The sequence below is a fragment of the Paenibacillus sp. ALJ109b genome (assembly GCF_010747435.1).
GTDB lineage: Bacteria > Bacillota > Bacilli > Paenibacillales > Paenibacillaceae > Paenibacillus > Paenibacillus taichungensis.
The window spans coordinates 64,379-82,855 of the sequence record NZ_JAAIFP010000005.1 but is presented as its reverse complement, the minus strand read 5'-3'; the positions used below and the strand labels follow the sequence as shown (position 1 = coordinate 82,855).

The window sequence follows — 18,477 nt, the reverse complement described above, 5'->3', positions numbered from 1 at the left end:
CCCAAGCTGATTAACCGTAAGTCTGAAGTAATTCACTCTCCATTAGCTTCTGTGTAACGCTGTCCAGTTCAGGAGAAGCAGACCAATCACTATGTGTATTCAAACCATATTTAATCGTATGGATAACGCTATTAGCTGACATATATAAATTATGGTGTACTCCTGGTTGCACAATGATGTGATTTCCTTCGCCCATAACTCTGATTTCAAGCGTCTGATCTTTTACAAAATTTGCATAAGCAATCCAACCAGACTGCACAACATAGAACTCGGTTATATGGTTATGAAAATGACTATTTTGCCATGCTCCCTGAGATGAAGCTATCGTTCTGCAATAATAACCGCCATCCTCTGAAACCATCTTGTATTTCCGTTCCCCGTTAACCATCTGCTCGAAGCTGGTATTCACATTATCTGGTCCTAAATTTCGTTCTAAAGTTTCTCTATCCAAAATACAACCTCCAGATCTGAAATACGAAGTCAGGCATTCATATTTTATAATCTTTCTTTAACGCCTTACGGCCTTCCAGATATATTTGTGCTCACGCACAGCAAGTCTCCCATCAATCTGATTTTCCTTCAGCTTAACTTAAAGCTGTTCATGGCATACCATTCCACGCCCAATAGATATCCCTCCAGAAGAAAATCCCATATTAAACAACATTCGACACAGACAAGTCGATTTTCCTGTCCACAGGTTAACTTTTTTCTCACTAAAAGAGTTTTATCTATTCTCATCTTGTGCTTGTTAAAATTTGAAACGCTTCTCTCGTAGGCTCCGTATTAAGCTCGAAGTCGTATTTTGCCACTTGGATAAACCAATAGGATGTGGAGGTTGAATGAATGTCTTTTTTTAAGAAAATGTTAGCCAGTGTAGGTGTTGGAGCAGCCAAAGTAAATACAGAATTACATACACCTGAGGTTACGCCTGGAGGAGTCATCTCTGGGATCGTGTACATCGAGGGTGGAGACGTGGAACAGAATGTAGACCGAATCTACCTTACGATCAAAACCCATTACATACGGGAGCACAATGATCGAAAAGTAAATGAAACTGCCGTTGTAGCCAAATACTTGCTTACCGAAGGTTTTATTTTACAGCCTGGCGTCAAACTGGAGAAATCCTTCTCATTTGATCTACCAGAAAATCTTCCAATTACACTGCATCGTGCAGAGGTATGGGTTGAAACTGGGCTCGATATCTCCAGCGCCATGGACCCCTCAGACCGGGACAGACTCCATGTAGTTCCTACAAAAGATATGAACACTGTGCTTGATGCGATTGATCTCCTTGGTTTCAAACTGCGTGAAGTGACCAATGACTATGCTCCAAAGCTTGGTGGCAATCTTCCATTTGTACAGGAATTTGAATTCGTGCCAACGAGTAAATTCCGCGGTTATTTGGATGAGTTGGAAGTATTGTTTTACCCGATGGGAGATTCACTGGAACTGTTGCTTCAGATCGACCGCCGCGCACGTGGACTCGGTGGCATTTTCTCGGAGGCGATGGGGACGGATGAGAGCTTTGTCCGGCTGCATCTCTACGAGAGACACCTTGCACGGGGTGCAGATTCGGTTGCCCAAGGTCTGGAAGAAGTCATCTCCAAACATCTATAATCTATTGATAATAGATTCAAAAACAAAAAACAGTTCTCCTACCAACTTTCATTGGTGTAGAACTGTTTTTGGCTATGTTTTTCTTTTATTAATAAACAATCAGGAACGCTGTGTCCAGCGCTGTATCCCCGATCGAAGTCCATAGTATGCAGCAGCAAGCAAGAGAAATCCAACAGCAGCGATTAGAATGGAAGTAGAATCCCAACGGGCGATGGTGCCAAAAGCAACCTTGGACCGCAACATCATAACGGATGAATCGGTGTTCATCATTTCAGGTGTATGATTCAGCGTCATTAACATTCCTTGAACGACATTCCAAGCCATAAAACCCAGTGTGAATAGCAAAGTTACCAACAGGGATTCCACACCTAATCGTTTGTTGATACTCATCATTTTGCCTCCTCATTTACGGTTTGACAACAATTTGGAAGTTATAAAATTCACTACATCATCTGTTGTTTGCCCATCCGTCTGAATGTACTCTTCAAAGCGTGATCCATGGAATGCTTCGACACACTTAACCGCTTGTTGAAAAGTCCATCCATCAGGCTTATCCCCGCGCTTCAACAATCTCTCATGTAATGTTTCCATGGATGTCATCAGGGTAAAATGAAAAAGGTCAGTATCTAGCTCTTTCAGACCTCGATGGATGTAACTGAACTGCTCTGACTTGTAGATGGTCATTGGAACAATCAGATGTTTGTCATACTTCTGCCTGATTTCACGGGCGACTTTCACGGTAAGGACTTTCCACAGCTCCATATCCTGAAAATCGTCCGTTTTTTCCACTTCCATTCGGACGTCATCCGCAATCACGTTTCTTAACATGTATCCAATCTCTTCAGGATCGTAGATCATGCTGTTCGGAATTAGCGGCTGCAGCTTGGTTGCAGCAGAGGTTTTACCCGAGCCAAATGCCCCATTAATCATCACAATCATAGTGACGCCCTCCTGCGTATCATATTCAATTAGACAAGAGGTGCTCCAACTCCTGTTTCAGGCGATCTTTGTTCGTATCCACATATTGATAAAGGAGTTCAAATACCTCTTCATTATCCGATTGCATGCTTAAATTACCCGCTTCCAGCTCCACCCGTTGCAAAACCTCATGGATCTGCTGTCCATGCGTATTCAGGGTCGTCGTTACATCCTGCTCGGAGAGTGCATTCACATTTTCTCTTAACTGCTCAGGTGTTACACCACTTTCGGATAACATATGCTGGATGTTCTTCAGAATCTCTGCATCTGCATCGTTGCCTATGCGCTGCATCGCTTCCGTCGTTTCACCCAGAAACTGCCCACTCGCATTTTCAAGAAAACCAGTAATGCCACTCATCGATAGCTCTGTATCCAGATCTATGATCAGGATGGTATCTCGCAATACTTGTGGAAGTTCAGGTCCACACTCCCGAATGGTCGCAAATTCCGCACGATACAGATCCATGGCAACACTCCCCACCACTTCCTCACCCGACATGCTGTCAAGCTGATCCAAGGGTAATAATTGCTGCAATTCTTCCTGTAATTTGTTCATCTCTCTGCCTCCTGTATCTCTCTATCTATATAAGTTGGACGAATGATTTCACACGGGTCCACTATAACTAAACGCCTATACATCATAGCAGAATATGTTATATAAGTTTATCCGATGTAAGTTTGCATCAATTCACTTTCCCGCACACTTTACACGGAATATGGATAAAGTTAACCTGCACTTGACCTTTGGAAAATGATCCGCTGTTATGATCTTGTCATCAAGAGTCTTGGGAGGGGTTATGATGCGCCTGGCCTTGTTCACCGACACCTATGTTCCGGAAACCAATGGTGTTGCCGGTACGCTGCACCGCTTGAGTAATCACTTGAACCGCAAAGGAATTGAGCATCTGTTATTCACACCGCAGTCTGTTATTGAAGGCAACGATGCCGCTCCGGTCCGTTCGGTGACCAACATCCCCTTTTTCCTCTATCCGGAATGTCGTATTGCCTTACCTAATCGAGCATCCATCCATAGGGAGCTAAAGACTTTTCAGCCAGATCTGCTGCATATCGCCACTCCATTCAATATGGGTCTTTTCGGTCTCAGGTATGCGCTCAAGCATCAGCTTCCACATGTCATCTCCTACCATACTCACTTCGATCGGTACCTCGAATACTACAAGTTGAAAAGTGTCATTCCTCTGTACTGGAAGTATATCCAATGGTTCCACCGAGCCTGTGATGCAACATTGACACCGTCTCAGGAGACCTTAAACTCATTGCAATCAAAAGGTATTCAACGTCTGAAGTTATGGTCCCGCGGGATCGATTGCAGCCTGTATTCACCTGATAAACGAAGCTCCAATATGCGTACTCGCTACAACATAACGGCTCCTCTAATTTTACTCTACGTTGGACGAATTGCCCCGGAAAAAGATATCGCTACCCTCACCCTTGCCATGCAGCAGTTGCCAGAACATATGCAAGCCCGTGTACACTGGATCATTGTAGGCGATGGGCCATTGCTTCCCAAAATGCGTATGCAATCCCCACCCAATGTCACTTTTACGGGGTATCTACATGGTGAAGATCTTGCTGCTATGTATGCTTCGGCAGATCTCTTTGTGTTTCCTTCCTCAACAGAAACATTTGGCAATGTGGTGCTGGAAGCGATGGCTTCGGGATTGCCGGTTCTCGCTGCGAATGGTGGCGGTGTCAAAGACTTGGTCACACATCATCGAAGCGGTGTTCTGTTCGAGCCGGGTAATGCGGATGCATTGATTCGAGAGATATGCCTCTGGGGAAATCATATGGATCAACTGAGGACTATGGGTCTTGAAGGTCGAAAACTTGCTGAACAGCGTTCGTGGGATCACATTTTTGACAGGTTAGTTGGAGATTATGAGGAAGCCATTGAGAATCGGAGAAGACGCACGAAAGATCGAATCATTATAGCTTGATTTTCATAAAATAACCGAATTGAATAATGGATGATCACTGCTGCTCCAAGATCCGCCTATTGAAGTTTGGATATTCATATCCTTCCTCCTTCCAATGAGGAAATTTATATTCAATACGAGGTATTAAAAAAGAGCGGGGATGGTTAATATCCTCGCTCTTTATAACAGTCGCCTACAGACGTTTAAACGTATAGCTTTTTCGATCAGAGATAGGTCCCTTTCCCGGTCAAGACGTCTAACATTACACAACTGGTTCAAAGGATATCGTGTCTTGCATAATACTCCATTCTACCCTCGGTCTAGCCGCTGCCCCTTCCCCCTTTAGGACATTACCGATCCATATCTCGTCGGTCTCCTGATTCTGCAAAAAGTGCCGGATCGCAGCTTTAATCAGAATGGATGTATGTAAATCCAGCAGCTCATCCAAAGGTACCCAAAATAAATCCCCTTCATCTGATGGAATAAAGGCTCGATGTGTCGTCTCACCAAAATATACAAACTGCTGCCGAACTTCACCGTCGCTATACTGCATCAAAACATATCGAAGACGGAAATTCTCAATTTCCGCTTGCTTGAACCCCGTCTCTTCTTCGATCTCCCGATAACTGGCGGTCATTGGTGAGTTAAGCTCGCCGTGCTCCAGATGCCCGCCAATACCACCCCAGAACTCAAAATCGAGCAGCCTGCTGCCTGTCTTCTTCATCATTAACATGTCGTTGCCATTACTCAAAAATGCCGTAGCCATTTGTCTGATCTCCATGTGCACCTACCTCACTGTTCTGTTATGTAGTGTTGTTTGAAACTAACCTGAAGCTCTCCCCTTAGAGTAGGCCTTTTAATTCACCAAGATGCTCAATAGCATGTAATGGTTTGGTTGTAATGCTGTCCTGCCAAGGCTGATTGACCTTCATCCAGATCGTGCTCATGCCTACTTTTGCCGCTCCTTCAACATCATTGACGGGATGATCTCCAATGTAGATACACTGCTCGGGAGAGAGGTTGAAATGATCCAATGCCAATTTGAAAATACGAGGATCGGGCTTTTTGACTCCAGCCTCTTCCGAAACGATAATATGATCAAAATCATCCCGGATACCAAGTTGATCGATTTTGCCGTACTGAATCTCGGTTTTACCATTGGTGATTAAACCTGTTTTATATTTTCCTCTTAGATGCTGAACCACTTCTCGCGCCTGCTCCATCAATACAGCACTTCTCACATACTCTCTGCCATAGAACTCCATAAGCTCCGCGTGAGGCGGATTCTCAGCCCAAGGTAATTCATGGAGCAACTCGTTGAACAACACATCTTTGTCCTTGTAACCGTCCTCATCCAGCTCAATAATTCGTTTAAGAATATCATCCGTAGTCTCAAGATGAGCAAAATAAGTGTTGATCAAGCTCTGGCTGAAGCCTTCAAAGGTACTTGTTCTGTTGAGAATCGTATTGTCTAGATCAAAAATAATTGCTTTAATATGATTCATCGTCATACTCCTCCTGTCTGGTCTTAAAAACGTTCTTTCCTTAATAGTTGCTCCAGTTTCCGATTGGTTTCGGCCTGCTCTTGAATTAACCGTTTCGTATTACTTTCTATGCTGATGAGTGTGACCGTCATAATAATTACACAAATGATCCCAATAAACCCCATAATACTACTCACCTCTAACGTAATGTTTATTCTATTCTGTTAGCTGCGACTACCATGAATTATAAACATGCAAACCCAACCTTAGATCAGACCAGGGCTGGGTTTACCTTGTAAAACTCATTTTCATTTCTTCTTTTTGTGATAATGGTAGCCTGTGCAAAGGCCCTTTTGTTTGGATTTCGCGGAACAATTATGTCCACCATTTTTGTCCAGTCTACCTGGATGGGCATAAGCTGAAGAAGATACACCAATAAGTACGACAAAAGACAAGATTACAATGACAGCCTTTTTCATAAGTCACCCTTCGATTACACCCTATGCTTTAGGGCTTAATTCATCCTCCATCATTCTACATGAAAACCCATAATTAGGATATCCTTATTACTCCAAACTTTGCTTATTCTATGATTTTAAACTTCCTCAACGCATGTGTGATGCCATCCTCACTTGCTCGCAGTGTGATATAGTCGGCACTTTGTTTGACGCGTTCTCCTCCGTTTCCCATCGCAATGCCAAGACCCACGTACTCTAGCAAATCAATATCATTATCACCATCGCCAAAAGCCATTGCTTCCTCTTTCGATATATTCAGGTGGTCGAGCACTTTCCCTGCCGCTATCGATTTGGATACTTCATTCTTTTCCAGTACGTTAGACACGTAAGGATGAAACCTCACGAATTTTAATGCTGGAAATCTGGAATGGAATTTCTCCGCTTCGGCTTGATCGGCATATAAACAAATGCAATACACTTCCTGTTCCAAAGAACTGATTTTCAAGGGGGACTCCATCAGACCGAGTGTATCTCTCAATGCATCGGTGACACGCACATCCGTTGTGCATAAGCCATTCATTTCGAATGACTCTGTAAAATAAGAAATACTGCTGCCGTTCAGCTCGGCAAATTCACTGAATTCTTTAACCATTCGTGCAGAAAGCACCGATTTATGTATCACTTCTTCACCACTCTTGATCAATGCCCCGTTAGCCGAAATCATGGTATCAATACCGAGTTTCCTGAAATCTCCGCATAAATTGTACGGTCTTCCAGTGACCAGCACGACCTGTATGCCCCTACGAACCAATTGTCGAATCGACTCCTCTGTACTTGGAGAGAGACTTCGATCCTTCTCACTGAGTAATGTACCGTCCACGTCCATAAATACGATTTTAATCAATGGAACACCTCCTATGCTATATCAATTGAACTAAAGCATATTTACACTTGCCACTCCGATGACAGAACAACCTTCCGATCGCTGTTATCCCCAGATTTTTTTTGATTACTATTTTCAAAGGGGAAAATCCGGGAATAAAGGCGAACACTTCGCTTCTTCAGGTTATTTCTGTCCTCTCCGTTCTCTTGTAAATGTTTAGTTCAATTGATATAGAAATTAAAAATTTCAATTCAAAAGGCAAGTGCACAGTAAACTTAGTAGTCTTCCTGCACTTGCCTTTACATTATCGAGTCTGGACGTTCTGGCTCCGCTCCATATACCACAGCTGAAACGCCTCTACCGCTTCAAGCGGTATATCGTTTAGCGTATGATGCAGAACAGGTTTGGCACGATTCACGGTTTGAATCGAAGCAACTCCAAACCAACGTTGCAGTAGATTCCGGGTGATCTGTACCTCAATGACTTTCTCTCGCTTGGAGATGTATAGTGTCGAGGTTAATGCACCCGTTCGCAATTGGATAAAGTTCTGATTCAGGACGTATCGAGTATGGAGAAAATCAGTTATTCTGCATATGCCAATCCACAGTAACAGAATAGCGGAAATCATCCACCAGGCCTGACTCTGTCCCAGAATCACTGGTTTGAAATAAAACAGTAACCCTGTTGCAATGATCCACACCCAGCTTGGTGTCAGCATGCGCAGCCATAATGATTTGCGTGGAAGCTTTTGCATCTCCTGCGTAACCTGATAGGATGGCAGAATCTCTGAGATCATATCGTAAGCTTGCTTCACAGGCAGAAAAGGATAGAGCGAGTTAACTTCCTGTTCGGATTCTCCCACACCACCTGCTGTCGTTAGTTCCACTTCTGCCAATCCTAGCAGTCTTTTCATCGGAGACTGTGTGATTTTCACCGCCTGTACTCGTTCTTTCAGGATCGAAAATGCGGTCTGTTCCAACATACCCTTCGTAATGTAGATACGTTTGCGATCAGAGGATATTTGGAAATCACCATACTTCACAAAGGTTCTGACAATACCTAGCATAATGGAAACAGCAATAAGTCCAGTAATGATCAATGCGGTAATCCACCAGGTATCCAGCCATGTCAATAGGATGCTTTCCGTCACTTTTTCATCGGGAAAGAAATCTTTTATCGACGAATAGAGCGATCCAAGAATCGGAATAAGCACCAGAAAGCTGAGCGACGTAAACGAAGCTTTGAATATATCTTTTCGAGTGGACTTGTAATGGACATTCCGTTCAACCTCTTCTTTTACAGGTAGTTGAATATCTTCTTCCAGTGTTACGTGTTCAGGTCGCGTCACTAGTTCCTCATTTGGTTCTACAGCATCACTGACGACATTCGCTTTCGACATATGCCCTGCTACAACCTTTTCAAGCCGATCCGATTCCGTAAGTGAAACGACTTGCAGCTGAAAAGTAGAATCTTCTCCCTTGATGCCCGTCTCAAAACGGATGGATGTGACTCGGAACAAACGATGAAACAGCGACGTATGCCGGTTTACGTTCTGAATTTTGGTATAGGGTATCGTTCTTCTTGTGCGATTAAACACCCCACTGTAGATCTGAAAAGCCTTATCATCTGCGGTATAACGTAGTGTAAACCAACTCCAGATAATGCTTATCACACTAAACGCGATAGCCACATAAAAGACGATTCTGCCATACATAATCCACGTGGACGCCGAGCCATGACGGAGAATAAATAAAAAAACGATAAATGCAAAAGAATTTTTCACCAGTTTCCACAAACTCCAGAGCATGGCTAACGGGTGTTGTCTTTTCATCTCGTTCATTCATCCACCTCATTAATCCTTGCATACGACGCAATCTGATTACGCAGTTCAAGCGCCACTTCCTCTGGCAGCGCCGGGATCGTATGAGATGAACCCATCGTGCCAACCGATACAGAATATAGGCCATATTTTCTCAAAAGGGGACCTTGGTTCGTCGTGACGGATTGTACTTTGGCCATGGGAATGATCTGATGTACCTTTTTCAAAGCCCCATGTTTCAATTGCAAGAACTCCTCATTCGCATCGTAATACCAATGCTTGTATAACAATGAAGGCCGGATAATAATCTCCCACACCGCATACAGCACTGATATGGCAGTCACTCCCCACAGCAACCAACCAATCCACGCCTTCCATCCATAGATGGAATCCAGAACCAGCAGTGCTGCAAGCACAATCAACCCTATTCCGTTCGATATAATCGCACTGATTCTCCATATGGTTATGGCATCCGGCGATAAACGTTGCTCGGGTGTACTCTGTATGTACTGCATATCTTCACTCCTTTTTCTTACTGTACGAAGAATAGTCCTCTATCGATGCAGAAAGATTGACTTAGTAAAAGAGATGACCCCTGTTCAGTTCAGGTCGTCATCTCTTAGTCATTTATTGCAGCAAAATCCTTCACATTACACAACCACACCATATGGTCCGTGCCTTTACCCCAGTAGTTCTTTGCCACGGCATAGGATTCTCCAAACTTCCGCTGCCATTTCTTCTGCGCTGTCCGGTACCCACTATCCAGGCAAAATTGCGTAATCTCACGTCTCTGAAGTTCAGTAGCCAATGCCTGAATGAGAGCAGAGCCAATTCCCCGACCCTGAACCTCTGGCAGAACGTAGAGACTACCCAATTCCCCTACGTGGTTCAGTTGGTGGTCTGTGCATTCTTGAATCTCCTCGCCGCAAGGTCCATACGAAATAGTGCCTACGACGGTATCTTCCCTTTTGGCCAGCAGAAAGAAGACACTTGATTCCTTGTTGTCAGGATGCAAAGCTGAGTGAAGCATCGCTTTTTTGTGTTCAATTTCATCCCATATGTCTTCGTGCAGGGAACCCAGCCCTTCCTGTGTAAATGCATTCGTTATGGATGTCTCGAATACCCGCCAGGCACCCTCCATATCCGATGATGTTAAAGGTTGAATGGTAATCAGGTGACTCATATGACCGTCTCTCCGTTTCAATAGCTATATAAATTAAACCAAAGAATATTTACACTTGCCACTCCGATGACAGAACAACCTTCCGATCGCTGTTATCCCCAGATTTTTTTGATTCCTATTTTCAAAGGGTAAAATCCGGGAATAAAGGCGAACGCTTCGCTTCTTTAGGTTTTTTCTGTCCTCTCCGTTATCGTGTAATTTTTTGTTGAATCTATATAGTAAACTGACTTACCGATGTAATCTGTAATCTTCTATGTCAGTCCGTATAACTTTGAATCAGTTTCCTCACTCGGTTTGCATCCTCTATGGGTATGCTGTATCCTACGTGGGTATCCTCATGGTTAACCAGAAGGGCTGACTGCTTGGGATCTTTGCCTATGGAAAAATCATACTTGGTTAAGGACCCATCTGCATCTGTTAAGATCATCTTGTACTCCGCGCTATAATCAAGACTTCCCGCTATGCGCTCCGCTTTGTTTATTGCCTCGATTACGATTCCAATCTCAACCGGATCTTCGAATTCCACATCCTCACACGCTTCAATCGTGAAGTTGGGGTTGCAGGTTAATGTAATGAGCGAAGGCAGAGCTTCTTTCGGAATAGAATTAGTTCCATTTGGAGGATTGCAACCTGCAAGTAACACTACAAAGAGACCTAAGAGAATCCCTGCTTTTTTCATTAGCATATATACCTCCCGGCTCAACTAACACTTAGTACTCACTCTCAACGTAATCATCTGTATTTAGCTCTAGATTCTTATGTTGGCATGCTGCAACTCGGTGTCCCATCCTTAGAGCAACACTTTTAAACCCTGGGTGGTATCGGCCACGAAAGCACTTATCTTTATGTCTGTAATGAATTTGGTAAATATAACCAGTGTTCAAGCCTGCACTCGCTCTGTTTGTATCCTCACAAATAACTGCTCCAAATCCGTATGAAGATCCGGCTGTTCGTTAACGAGCAGGCTTATGTATTCCGACCCGCACTCATAGAAAACAAGACGATTAAACGGAGCTGTATCCCCAATATGATTGATTTCCAGTCCAAATTTCTCCCGAATTCGATTCTCCAGATAGCGCGCGTAACCTTCGTTCCATTCCAGCCAGTTGAAGTACTCCCCTTGTTCTTCACTCAAAGAGCTGAACAGGGCTACTCTCGCCTCTTTCACTTGCAAGAGATCCTTACTCTTCAAGGCTGACAGCAACGAAGTGATCCGCTGGACAACCATCTCATTGTCATAAGGAAACTCATAATCCAGTTCCCATGTTACACGTTTGATTTGCTCCATCTTATGTTTGATCTCAAGTCGGTCACCCATGTCGGTGTAATGCTCATTTACGTAACAATGGACAAATTCATGAAAGAGGTAGACTTTCTGCTCAAAATTTTGGAACGCCGCATCCGTCACCACTGCGCACATCCGCTCATCAATGTGATGCACTCGAAACGCCGCAAGGCATCCTTCGGGAATATTCAGGTCATCCGGGACGGTTTTCACCCATTCATATTGCTGCGTCTTGGACGAATAATCATAGATATATAATAAAGTTTCAAATGCCACAACCACGGGATAATAGTCTGCGAATAAAGGATGTATACTGACCAAATCTTTTTGAAGCTCCTGCAATTCGTTGATTTGCTCTAAAAAAGTATCCATGTCATTTACCCTCTCTTTAGTTGAATGATGAATTAATCATATCAATAGAACAACAATAAAACACTGAGAGAAAAATGATAATTCTATTGTTGAGTGATATTTCTACAGCTTAGAACCGTTCTCCTCGTTTCTCATATAGATAAATGTCCAACGCCTGAATCCCGCGTTTAGCAAGTTTGATATATAAAATGAGGGCATATACACCCAAACCGAATAACACCAAGTTAAATAAAACTGCGAATGTTGAAATGAATGAAAAGCTCATCACACTTCCTCCTTTTTTATCAACGTACTGAATTCATAATTCATATGATCATCATGATTGATAAATAGTTCAATTTATTAATTCACCAAACTATTTTAGCATATTTTACCTCCATTTACTTTCTCCAATCAAATTCCTCATTCTTGATAGAGTGAATTCTAATCATTAAATTCAAAAAGTCTTCCCCCGAACATCCGGCAGGAAGACTCTACTTAAGACTTATTTTATTGGATACGTTCACCGCTTACCACATGCCAGTGTTGATGCTTCGAATCCTGGTAAGTGCCCAGGTTGGTTACAATTTTGGAAGAACCCGTCTGGACAACCATGTCCGCAGCAACCTTTTTGATAACCCGCATGATCTCCAGTAATAGTTCATCATTATTATCTTCTTCCTGTGAAATGAATGATTGGATATGGATCTTTGGAATAACAACAATATGATGCTTGTAGTATGGTCGGGTATGATGATAAGCCAGCACCTTGTCTGTTTCCATAACGATATTTACTTTGGTATTACCACTAAGCACTTCATCACAATAAAAATCCTGTGTCATATACGATCTCCTTTCACTACTTAGTTAATATATCCCGCTTTTTTCAGCACATATTCTGTGAACGGATTAATCTCTGGGATTGGTATACTCAGATCAAAATAACGCAGTTCCAGTCCTTCATCATCCATGACGGTTGGTTCGCCCTGAATTTCAGTAGCTTCATAGACTGCCATTACATTATACACTTCATCTCCATGCGGATACTTGTAATACATGTCCTGACCTGAGAAAACGGTAATGAGTTTATATGCACCCGCTCTCAGTCCAGCTTCCTCATATAATTCACGGGCAGCAGCTTCCTCCAAAGATTCTCCCGGTTCCAATGATCCGCCTAGGGTTCCCCAATCCAGACTATCTGTACGTCTTTGCAACAGCAGATGGCCCTGCTCATTGAAGACCAACACACATGAACCAGCCATGATTAGAGGACGCGAACCCACCAGCTTTCTCAACTCCATGATATATCCCATAAAGATTTTCCCCCGTCTGTAATCAGATAAGTTCAGCAATGTGCTCTAAGACTTGGATTTAGTCAAGATTCCTTTGTCTACGGAATTTTGGATAATCTGCTGTGCGTACGTCCACAATGTTTCGGAACCGTTCTCAATCTCCCGATTTCTATTTAACACCTGTTCACTTGTAATATTGTATTTCTGCCACGTATCTCCCTCATTCTGATGATTGTGGATCAACGGCTGCAACCGATCAATCGACGAAGCAAACTGCGCTTCATGGGTCTCCTTTGCCTCAAACTCTAGCCACAGGTTCAACAGTTCTTGGGCCTGTTCCTCCGGTAAAATCCCAAATAGTCGATGCGCAGCCTTGATCTCTCGGTCATATTTATCCGCATGCCCTACCGTATCGTAGGCAAATGTATCTCCGGCATCGATCTCAACGAGGTCATGAACAAGAAGCATCTTAATGACTTTGAGAATATCCACCTCCTTGTTGGAGTGACTCTGCAAAATCAAGGCCATCATTGCCAGATGCCAGGAATGCTCTGCATCATTTTCAAGTCTGTCGCCATGGATGATTCTCGTTTTTCGTTCAATCGTTTTCAGTTTATCAATCTCAATAAGAAATTGAATCTGACTCTGTAATGATTCGTTCATTTAAGTCTCCTTTCAGCATTTTTTTCCAAACCCCATCAAGAGAGATTGTACCAGTAAACTCTGTAATCAAAGTTCAGAGACATACCCACACCCTCTGCCAAACGGATTGAACCTTCATTATCTGGGGAACAATCCCAATACGGATGAATACCTTTAATCCTGCATTCTTCTACAAATGCTCGCGCTACCCTTGCACCGTAATTCTTTCTCTTGTATGCTTCGATAGTTTCAATATCAATTGCATGCCACTGATCTGATATAAACGCCGAAAAGCAAACACTCGCGATATCCTCGCCTTGTACTGCAATGTATCCAAAGCCATGTTCCAAGAACTCATCCATGTTATCCCAAAAGCGTGAGACTTTGTCCTTCAGAAAAGATAGATTGTTGAACTTCCCAGATTTCAGTAATGCCTCGTCTAATTTGAGAAGCCTGACAACCTCATTCTGAGAAGCATACCCTTCATGAATACCCGGATGACTTAGATGTTCAGTCATACCTTGGTCTGAATCCAATGTGAATACATGCTGAATATCGCTATGGAGCTCTTTATTCGCGGCCATATGATGAAGTACATCTTCCCAGCTTTCATCCGCCACACCTACCTCAACTGTGTGGATATTTAATCTTAATAACTCAGGTTCTATGTGTTCTTTCATGAATTCTTCCAATTCGTTCAGGAAGGGTTCACTTCGAGCGTCTCCGATCAACTGAAAACCGTTTTGTCCCGTCACCCAAATTAACGCTGCTGTGATATTCGCTGCATCATCAACGTAGATTCGGCCAGGATTCAACCCAGATACCACGGCCTTCACCTCAATATTTCTGTATAAGTCCGTGAAGTGCCTCAACTTATAGAATTCATGCTTATTAAGCTCGCTAATCATCAGTTCATTCCCTCCCGAACGACACTCAGGAAATACTCACGATGATCCGGATGACAGGCAATCAAATATGGCTCTGAATTCATGCCTTCAAAGGGAATCCCTTCAAAATCCATAACAATGGCACCTGCTTCTTTCGCTATTAATATGCCTGAATACAAATCGTCTCCTTCCGAATTGTAGAGCACAATACCGTCAATATCCCCCTTAGCTAACATGCACCACTGTATGGTTGGAGCCCATAATCGCATCATTCGTTTGAAACGAACATCCAGATGTTGACGTAGCCGTACAGCCTTCTCCTCATTTTGCACCTGATGCCCCTGGATCCATCCAATGGTCCCTTTATGAATATGCTCTTTCTTTTGAACTTTCATGGGGTTCAGATTACAGCTTGCTCCATTCCCAAGTGATGCCACAAACAAACGATCCACCAGAGGTTCATAAATAACCCCGAGAACGGGTTCTGAACGATACATTAGTGTAATGGAAACAGAAAATATCGGTAGGCCAATGGCAAAGTTGTTTGTTCCGTCTAACGGATCAATCATCCACAGCCAGTCACTCTTCTGTCCGTTATGCCCCCGCTCTTCACTATGGATCTCATGATTGGGAAAACAAATGCTAATTTCATCACATATTATCCGCTCTGCTTCATGATCTACTTCAGTAACTACGTCGCCAAAGATGCCCTTCTCCTCTGCACAGGTGATCTGATCAAAATGATCTTTGGCAACTTTTCCGGCTCTTCGAATGACTCTCTCGGCAATCGCTTGGGCTAAACGAATGGTTTGTTCGATGACTATCACTCCGTTCGGTTACTTGATCCGTATTTTCCGCATTCTGGACAAAGCTCTTTTGGCATCCGACTGTACATCGGGTGATCTGCTAGAGCGTATGTTTTCATTCTTATTGGGTATAGGTTGATCCTTTATGGAAACCCTCAGTCTCTGACTCATAGTAATCGTTATCAAATCGGACCAAATATCTATGAAACAATTCTTGAATTTTTAAATCATGCTTATGTAGCCAGTTTATATTCCGCTCAAATTGATTAAGCATAAAGTTAAAGTTTTGCTCAATCGTCACTCCCGCATAATGCTGACCAATATAAAAATGAAGCACCGCTATAAAATAGATTTTGGTAAGTAACGGTAAGCAATTGATTTCCAGAGTGGAATGTTTACGTTCAGTTGAATATCCTTGAAGAAAAGCCTCAATCATATCCAATGACCCTTCGGACTCCTGAATCGTATGATTGAAGCTAATCGCCAATTCCATGAACGCAGCATCCATCCCCATAAAATCAAAATCCAGTACGCCTATGATCTCATCGTCACGAGAGAGCAAATTATATATCAACAAATCATGATGAACGAGTTGACTCGGCAGCACTTCCAAAGATAGGTTGGATGTCTCCACATCAGTAATCATCCTTTGGTAAAAAGAGAACATTGAATCTGATAATTCAAAAGGTGAATTTTCAAAAAAAGTCTTAACTGACTGACGATTAGCTAAAGGATGAATATCATATATTTTGCTAAATGATATCCCCTGATAGCCGTTTTTTTCTGGTTGAAGCTTACTCATCTCAGAAGAGAACGTTCCCACCAATCTACCAAAATGTTTAGCTTTTTTCAGATCAGACAAAGGAGGTATAGAGCCCTCTATAAAATTAGTAATAGCTGCAAGAGACCCATCGTTTAAAACGACGAAATTCTCTCCAGATAAGGTATGAAGAAAGACAGGTACCTGAAACGATAAATGTCTGCCATCAAGAAATGTCGTCACCTGAGTTTCGAGCTCACTACTATCGATCGTTTTCATGTACTTATTATAGATTCGAACGATATACTTCTGCCCATTCATTTCAAGGACTTGGGTTGTATTGGTCAGTCCAAATGGGACGGCTTTTAAGACATACTTCGCTTCACAGAAATAATGTTGAAGAACTTCATCAAATTTGATGTTCATAGATTCGAGTCTCTTCATCATCAAGCAAATATCCTTTACCGATATACGCCCAGTTATTTTTTTCATAATAGTCCGTCAAATCCGTACATAAATACAGCTTATTATAGCCCTTCGTCTTCACTTCATTAATCGCATGATTCTGTAGTTGCCCACCAAGGTTCTTGCCTCTGTATTCTGGATCAACATGAAGGCACGCAAACCAAGGAAATAGATCCTGGCGGCTATTCAAATCACTCCTTAACAGAGCATATCCTCCAACAATCCTGTCTCCATCCAACAGTACATAAAATCGGGGTAAATCACTCTCGGTTTCCACGGAACGCTCTATACAATCCCGGTAAAAATGATAACTTGATTCCGAGCCCCACTGCTTCCAAAAATAATGTACAGCTGTCTGCAGCATGTCCGGCTTTTGCCGAATATCAACAATCTCAAACATCACACTCTACCTTCCTTATTATGTTCTTGTATATTTTTGTGGTAATAGCTGCCCAATCGTTGTTTTAGAATAACCCTCTTCTCCCTGCAAAATGACCTGTGTGTCCTTCCCATAATCACTAATCAGTTCTCTGCAAATACCACAAGGAGATACCACGTCTAACTGGATTTCCGCTCCGTTCGGTGCATCATTAGGATCAACTTCGGGATGTCTTACCGCCACAATCGTTTCGAATTCATGTTCCCCTTCCGAAATGGCTTTACCTATAGCAATCGCTTCCGCGCATACTGAGACACGACCGATATAGGCTTCCAGATGTACCGCCGTAAATATTTTTCCAGATCGAGTTCGTACTGCTGCCCCAACGTGATGCTTGCCCTCCTGATACAAACGCGAAATTACGTTCTTTGCTGCTTCAATCAGTTCCAGATCCTCTGTCGTTATAATCATCATGATGTCTCCTTTTTATTTCATCCAACATGTACTTCGCATAATCCAGAAGTAAATCATCACTTAGATTCACGCTCTCCAGCTCTCCGTTATATTTTGCTAGACATTGTGAGATGACTTCTTTGTACTTCGGTAAAATATGAATGAGTGCCCACTCGCCTGCTTCTCGCTTGGAGTATATAACCGACTCTTTCACATACAATAGAACCCGTGATAGGTTCAGAACATAGTAGACAGGATTCTCCGTTATTTCTTCCATAGCTGAACTAACGTCAGATGTAATAGAGGCCAACATATATTCACGTTTTACGGGCTGGAATAACTCCTTAATCGGTTTGCCGACAAGCATAATTCCACGGTCAACAATAACGGACAGATGTGCTACCAGATCCGGATCTTCGTATCCACCGCAAAGATATTGATCATCAGTTCTATACTTTTCCCGGTGATACGCAGAATAATGAAATTCAAATGGAGTCGGAAACGTTAGTTTAGCAACCGTAGACTCCAAAACAATACTAAGTTCAAATCCTGTGACAATATGCATTTCATCTTCGGTCTGCATCAATCTCTTCGCAATCCTTCGATAGGTATCAGCAGACAGCTGCTCCCGGCATACCACCAGTATATCGATATCGCTTTGATTGGGATGGAAGCACCCCATAGCCATGGACCCGTGTAAATAAATTCCTACCAAGGAATCCGAGCATTCTTCTTCAAACAAATGGGTAACTGTATGTAGTACCGCCTGTTCATCCACCTAAATCCACTCCTTTATTT

Annotated in this window: 25 protein-coding genes; 2 read left to right on the top strand and 23 right to left on the bottom strand. The window is 42.8% G+C overall.

Features of this window, described 5'->3' with window-relative positions; genetic code table 11:
• Positions 1 to 10: 10 nt before the first annotated feature.
• A complete protein-coding gene (locus G3352_RS06045; RefSeq protein ID WP_163754976.1) occupies positions 11 to 451 on the bottom strand; it encodes a cupin domain-containing protein in 441 nt (146 codons plus the stop codon).
• Positions 452 to 843: 392 nt separating this feature from the next.
• Here G3352_RS06045 and G3352_RS06040 point away from each other — a divergent pair, with 392 nt between their 5' ends.
• Complete coding sequence (locus G3352_RS06040) at positions 844 to 1,617, top strand: sporulation protein (RefSeq protein ID WP_163754974.1); 774 nt, start codon at positions 844 to 846, stop codon at positions 1,615 to 1,617.
• A 99-nt stretch (positions 1,618 to 1,716) separates the two neighbouring features.
• Here G3352_RS06040 and G3352_RS06035 read toward each other — a convergent pair whose 3' ends face one another.
• Genes G3352_RS06035 through G3352_RS06025 form a run of 3 tightly spaced genes read right to left on the bottom strand, consistent with a single transcriptional unit; the run spans position 1,717 to position 3,151 of the window.
• Positions 1,717 to 2,007 carry a hypothetical protein gene (locus G3352_RS06035; protein WP_163754972.1) on the bottom strand — a complete coding sequence of 97 codons (291 nt, stop codon included), beginning with the start codon at positions 2,005 to 2,007 and terminating at the stop codon, positions 1,717 to 1,719.
• A 12-nt stretch (positions 2,008 to 2,019) separates the two neighbouring features.
• Complete coding sequence (locus tag G3352_RS06030) at positions 2,020 to 2,556, bottom strand: DEAD/DEAH box helicase family protein (RefSeq protein ID WP_163754970.1); 537 nt, start codon at positions 2,554 to 2,556, stop codon at positions 2,020 to 2,022.
• Positions 2,557 to 2,581: 25 nt separating this feature from the next.
• Positions 2,582 to 3,151 (bottom strand): DMP19 family protein, encoded by a 570-nt coding sequence (locus G3352_RS06025; RefSeq protein ID WP_163754968.1) that lies wholly within the window; start codon positions 3,149 to 3,151, stop codon positions 2,582 to 2,584.
• Positions 3,152 to 3,392: 241 nt separating this feature from the next.
• Between G3352_RS06025 and G3352_RS06020 the strand changes: the two genes are divergently transcribed.
• On the top strand, positions 3,393 to 4,553 hold the full coding sequence (locus G3352_RS06020; protein ID WP_240342958.1) for a glycosyltransferase family 4 protein: 1,161 nt from the start codon (positions 3,393 to 3,395) through the stop codon (positions 4,551 to 4,553).
• 241 nt (positions 4,554 to 4,794) lie between these two features.
• Here G3352_RS06020 and G3352_RS06015 read toward each other — a convergent pair whose 3' ends face one another.
• From G3352_RS06015 to G3352_RS05930, 19 genes are all read right to left on the bottom strand, one after another.
• Positions 4,795 to 5,313: an NUDIX domain-containing protein gene (locus G3352_RS06015; protein WP_240342957.1), complete on the bottom strand. Its 519-nt coding sequence runs from the start codon at positions 5,311 to 5,313 to the stop codon at positions 4,795 to 4,797.
• 61 nt (positions 5,314 to 5,374) lie between these two features.
• Complete coding sequence (locus tag G3352_RS06010; protein ID WP_163754964.1) at positions 5,375 to 6,037, bottom strand: HAD family hydrolase; 663 nt, start codon at positions 6,035 to 6,037, stop codon at positions 5,375 to 5,377.
• A 287-nt stretch (positions 6,038 to 6,324) separates the two neighbouring features.
• A complete protein-coding gene (locus G3352_RS06005; RefSeq protein ID WP_163754962.1) occupies positions 6,325 to 6,495 on the bottom strand; it encodes a YHYH domain-containing protein in 171 nt (56 codons plus the stop codon).
• Between the two features lie 103 nt (positions 6,496 to 6,598).
• Entirely contained in the window at positions 6,599 to 7,378 is a 780-nt protein-coding gene (locus G3352_RS06000) for a Cof-type HAD-IIB family hydrolase (RefSeq protein ID WP_163754960.1), read from the bottom strand.
• Positions 7,379 to 7,661: 283 nt separating this feature from the next.
• Positions 7,662 to 9,197: a PH domain-containing protein gene (locus G3352_RS05995; RefSeq protein WP_163754958.1), complete on the bottom strand. Its 1,536-nt coding sequence runs from the start codon at positions 9,195 to 9,197 to the stop codon at positions 7,662 to 7,664.
• The gene (locus G3352_RS05990) at positions 9,194 to 9,691 is read right to left on the bottom strand and encodes a PH domain-containing protein (protein WP_163754951.1); all 498 of its coding nucleotides are present in this window, start codon (positions 9,689 to 9,691) and stop codon (positions 9,194 to 9,196) included. The genes G3352_RS05995 and G3352_RS05990 overlap by 4 nt, the downstream gene beginning before the upstream one ends.
• 104 nt (positions 9,692 to 9,795) lie before the next feature.
• Entirely contained in the window at positions 9,796 to 10,359 is a 564-nt protein-coding gene (locus G3352_RS05985; RefSeq protein ID WP_163754942.1) for a GNAT family N-acetyltransferase, read from the bottom strand.
• Between the two features lie 256 nt (positions 10,360 to 10,615).
• Positions 10,616 to 11,038, bottom strand: coding sequence for a hypothetical protein (locus G3352_RS05980; RefSeq protein WP_163754940.1), 423 nt, complete (start codon positions 11,036 to 11,038; stop codon positions 10,616 to 10,618).
• 201 nt (positions 11,039 to 11,239) lie between these two features.
• On the bottom strand, positions 11,240 to 12,016 hold the full coding sequence (locus G3352_RS05975) for a hypothetical protein (protein WP_163754938.1): 777 nt from the start codon (positions 12,014 to 12,016) through the stop codon (positions 11,240 to 11,242).
• Positions 12,017 to 12,125: 109 nt separating this feature from the next.
• Positions 12,126 to 12,281: a hypothetical protein gene (locus tag G3352_RS30840; RefSeq protein ID WP_205524728.1), complete on the bottom strand. Its 156-nt coding sequence runs from the start codon at positions 12,279 to 12,281 to the stop codon at positions 12,126 to 12,128.
• A 224-nt stretch (positions 12,282 to 12,505) separates the two neighbouring features.
• A complete protein-coding gene (locus tag G3352_RS05970; protein WP_163754937.1) occupies positions 12,506 to 12,838 on the bottom strand; it encodes an HIT domain-containing protein in 333 nt (110 codons plus the stop codon).
• A gap of 20 nt (positions 12,839 to 12,858) precedes the next feature.
• Positions 12,859 to 13,308 carry an NUDIX hydrolase gene (locus tag G3352_RS05965; RefSeq protein WP_076290022.1) on the bottom strand — a complete coding sequence of 150 codons (450 nt, stop codon included), beginning with the start codon at positions 13,306 to 13,308 and terminating at the stop codon, positions 12,859 to 12,861.
• A gap of 45 nt (positions 13,309 to 13,353) precedes the next feature.
• On the bottom strand, positions 13,354 to 13,950 hold the full coding sequence (locus G3352_RS05960) for an HD domain-containing protein (protein ID WP_163754935.1): 597 nt from the start codon (positions 13,948 to 13,950) through the stop codon (positions 13,354 to 13,356).
• Positions 13,951 to 13,985: 35 nt separating this feature from the next.
• Positions 13,986 to 14,837 carry a GNAT family N-acetyltransferase gene (locus G3352_RS05955; protein WP_163754934.1) on the bottom strand — a complete coding sequence of 284 codons (852 nt, stop codon included), beginning with the start codon at positions 14,835 to 14,837 and terminating at the stop codon, positions 13,986 to 13,988.
• The gene (locus G3352_RS05950) at positions 14,837 to 15,634 is read right to left on the bottom strand and encodes an inositol monophosphatase family protein (protein WP_163755047.1); all 798 of its coding nucleotides are present in this window, start codon (positions 15,632 to 15,634) and stop codon (positions 14,837 to 14,839) included. The genes G3352_RS05955 and G3352_RS05950 overlap by 1 nt, the downstream gene beginning before the upstream one ends.
• 109 nt (positions 15,635 to 15,743) lie before the next feature.
• Positions 15,744 to 16,808 (bottom strand): phosphotransferase, encoded by a 1,065-nt coding sequence (locus tag G3352_RS05945; RefSeq protein ID WP_163754932.1) that lies wholly within the window; start codon positions 16,806 to 16,808, stop codon positions 15,744 to 15,746.
• Complete coding sequence (locus tag G3352_RS05940; protein ID WP_163754930.1) at positions 16,792 to 17,247, bottom strand: GNAT family N-acetyltransferase; 456 nt, start codon at positions 17,245 to 17,247, stop codon at positions 16,792 to 16,794. Before G3352_RS05940 ends, G3352_RS05945 begins: the two co-directional genes overlap by 17 nt.
• A gap of 18 nt (positions 17,248 to 17,265) precedes the next feature.
• Complete coding sequence (locus tag G3352_RS05935; protein ID WP_076290025.1) at positions 17,266 to 17,700, bottom strand: cytidine deaminase; 435 nt, start codon at positions 17,698 to 17,700, stop codon at positions 17,266 to 17,268.
• Positions 17,663 to 18,457: an aminoglycoside adenylyltransferase domain-containing protein gene (locus tag G3352_RS05930; protein WP_163754928.1), complete on the bottom strand. Its 795-nt coding sequence runs from the start codon at positions 18,455 to 18,457 to the stop codon at positions 17,663 to 17,665. Before G3352_RS05930 ends, G3352_RS05935 begins: the two co-directional genes overlap by 38 nt.
• Positions 18,458 to 18,477 lie beyond the last annotated feature (20 nt).

Coding starts and splice junctions, on each gene's coding strand:
- G3352_RS05935 (WP_076290025.1), bottom strand. CDS start 17,700: ATGATGATTATAACGACAGAGGATCTGGAACTGATTGAAGCAGCAAAG.
- G3352_RS05970 (WP_163754937.1), bottom strand. CDS start 12,838: ATGACACAGGATTTTTATTGTGATGAAGTGCTTAGTGGTAATACCAAA.
- G3352_RS05945 (WP_163754932.1), bottom strand. CDS start 16,808: ATGAACATCAAATTTGATGAAGTTCTTCAACATTATTTCTGTGAAGCG.
- G3352_RS06040 (WP_163754974.1), top strand. CDS start 844: ATGTCTTTTTTTAAGAAAATGTTAGCCAGTGTAGGTGTTGGAGCAGCC.
- G3352_RS06025 (WP_163754968.1), bottom strand. CDS start 3,151: ATGAACAAATTACAGGAAGAATTGCAGCAATTATTACCCTTGGATCAG.
- G3352_RS06020 (WP_240342958.1), top strand. CDS start 3,393: ATGATGCGCCTGGCCTTGTTCACCGACACCTATGTTCCGGAAACCAAT.
- G3352_RS05990 (WP_163754951.1), bottom strand. CDS start 9,691: ATGCAGTACATACAGAGTACACCCGAGCAACGTTTATCGCCGGATGCC.
- G3352_RS30840 (WP_205524728.1), bottom strand. CDS start 12,281: ATGAGCTTTTCATTCATTTCAACATTCGCAGTTTTATTTAACTTGGTG.
- G3352_RS05980 (WP_163754940.1), bottom strand. CDS start 11,038: ATGAAAAAAGCAGGGATTCTCTTAGGTCTCTTTGTAGTGTTACTTGCA.
- G3352_RS06030 (WP_163754970.1), bottom strand. CDS start 2,556: ATGATTGTGATGATTAATGGGGCATTTGGCTCGGGTAAAACCTCTGCT.
- G3352_RS06010 (WP_163754964.1), bottom strand. CDS start 6,037: ATGAATCATATTAAAGCAATTATTTTTGATCTAGACAATACGATTCTC.
- G3352_RS06035 (WP_163754972.1), bottom strand. CDS start 2,007: ATGAGTATCAACAAACGATTAGGTGTGGAATCCCTGTTGGTAACTTTG.
- G3352_RS05985 (WP_163754942.1), bottom strand. CDS start 10,359: ATGAGTCACCTGATTACCATTCAACCTTTAACATCATCGGATATGGAG.
- G3352_RS05955 (WP_163754934.1), bottom strand. CDS start 14,837: ATGATTAGCGAGCTTAATAAGCATGAATTCTATAAGTTGAGGCACTTC.
- G3352_RS05940 (WP_163754930.1), bottom strand. CDS start 17,247: ATGTTTGAGATTGTTGATATTCGGCAAAAGCCGGACATGCTGCAGACA.
- G3352_RS05975 (WP_163754938.1), bottom strand. CDS start 12,016: ATGGATACTTTTTTAGAGCAAATCAACGAATTGCAGGAGCTTCAAAAA.
- G3352_RS06015 (WP_240342957.1), bottom strand. CDS start 5,313: ATGGAGATCAGACAAATGGCTACGGCATTTTTGAGTAATGGCAACGAC.
- G3352_RS05965 (WP_076290022.1), bottom strand. CDS start 13,308: ATGGGATATATCATGGAGTTGAGAAAGCTGGTGGGTTCGCGTCCTCTA.
- G3352_RS05960 (WP_163754935.1), bottom strand. CDS start 13,950: ATGAACGAATCATTACAGAGTCAGATTCAATTTCTTATTGAGATTGAT.
- G3352_RS05995 (WP_163754958.1), bottom strand. CDS start 9,197: ATGAACGAGATGAAAAGACAACACCCGTTAGCCATGCTCTGGAGTTTG.
- G3352_RS06005 (WP_163754962.1), bottom strand. CDS start 6,495: ATGAAAAAGGCTGTCATTGTAATCTTGTCTTTTGTCGTACTTATTGGT.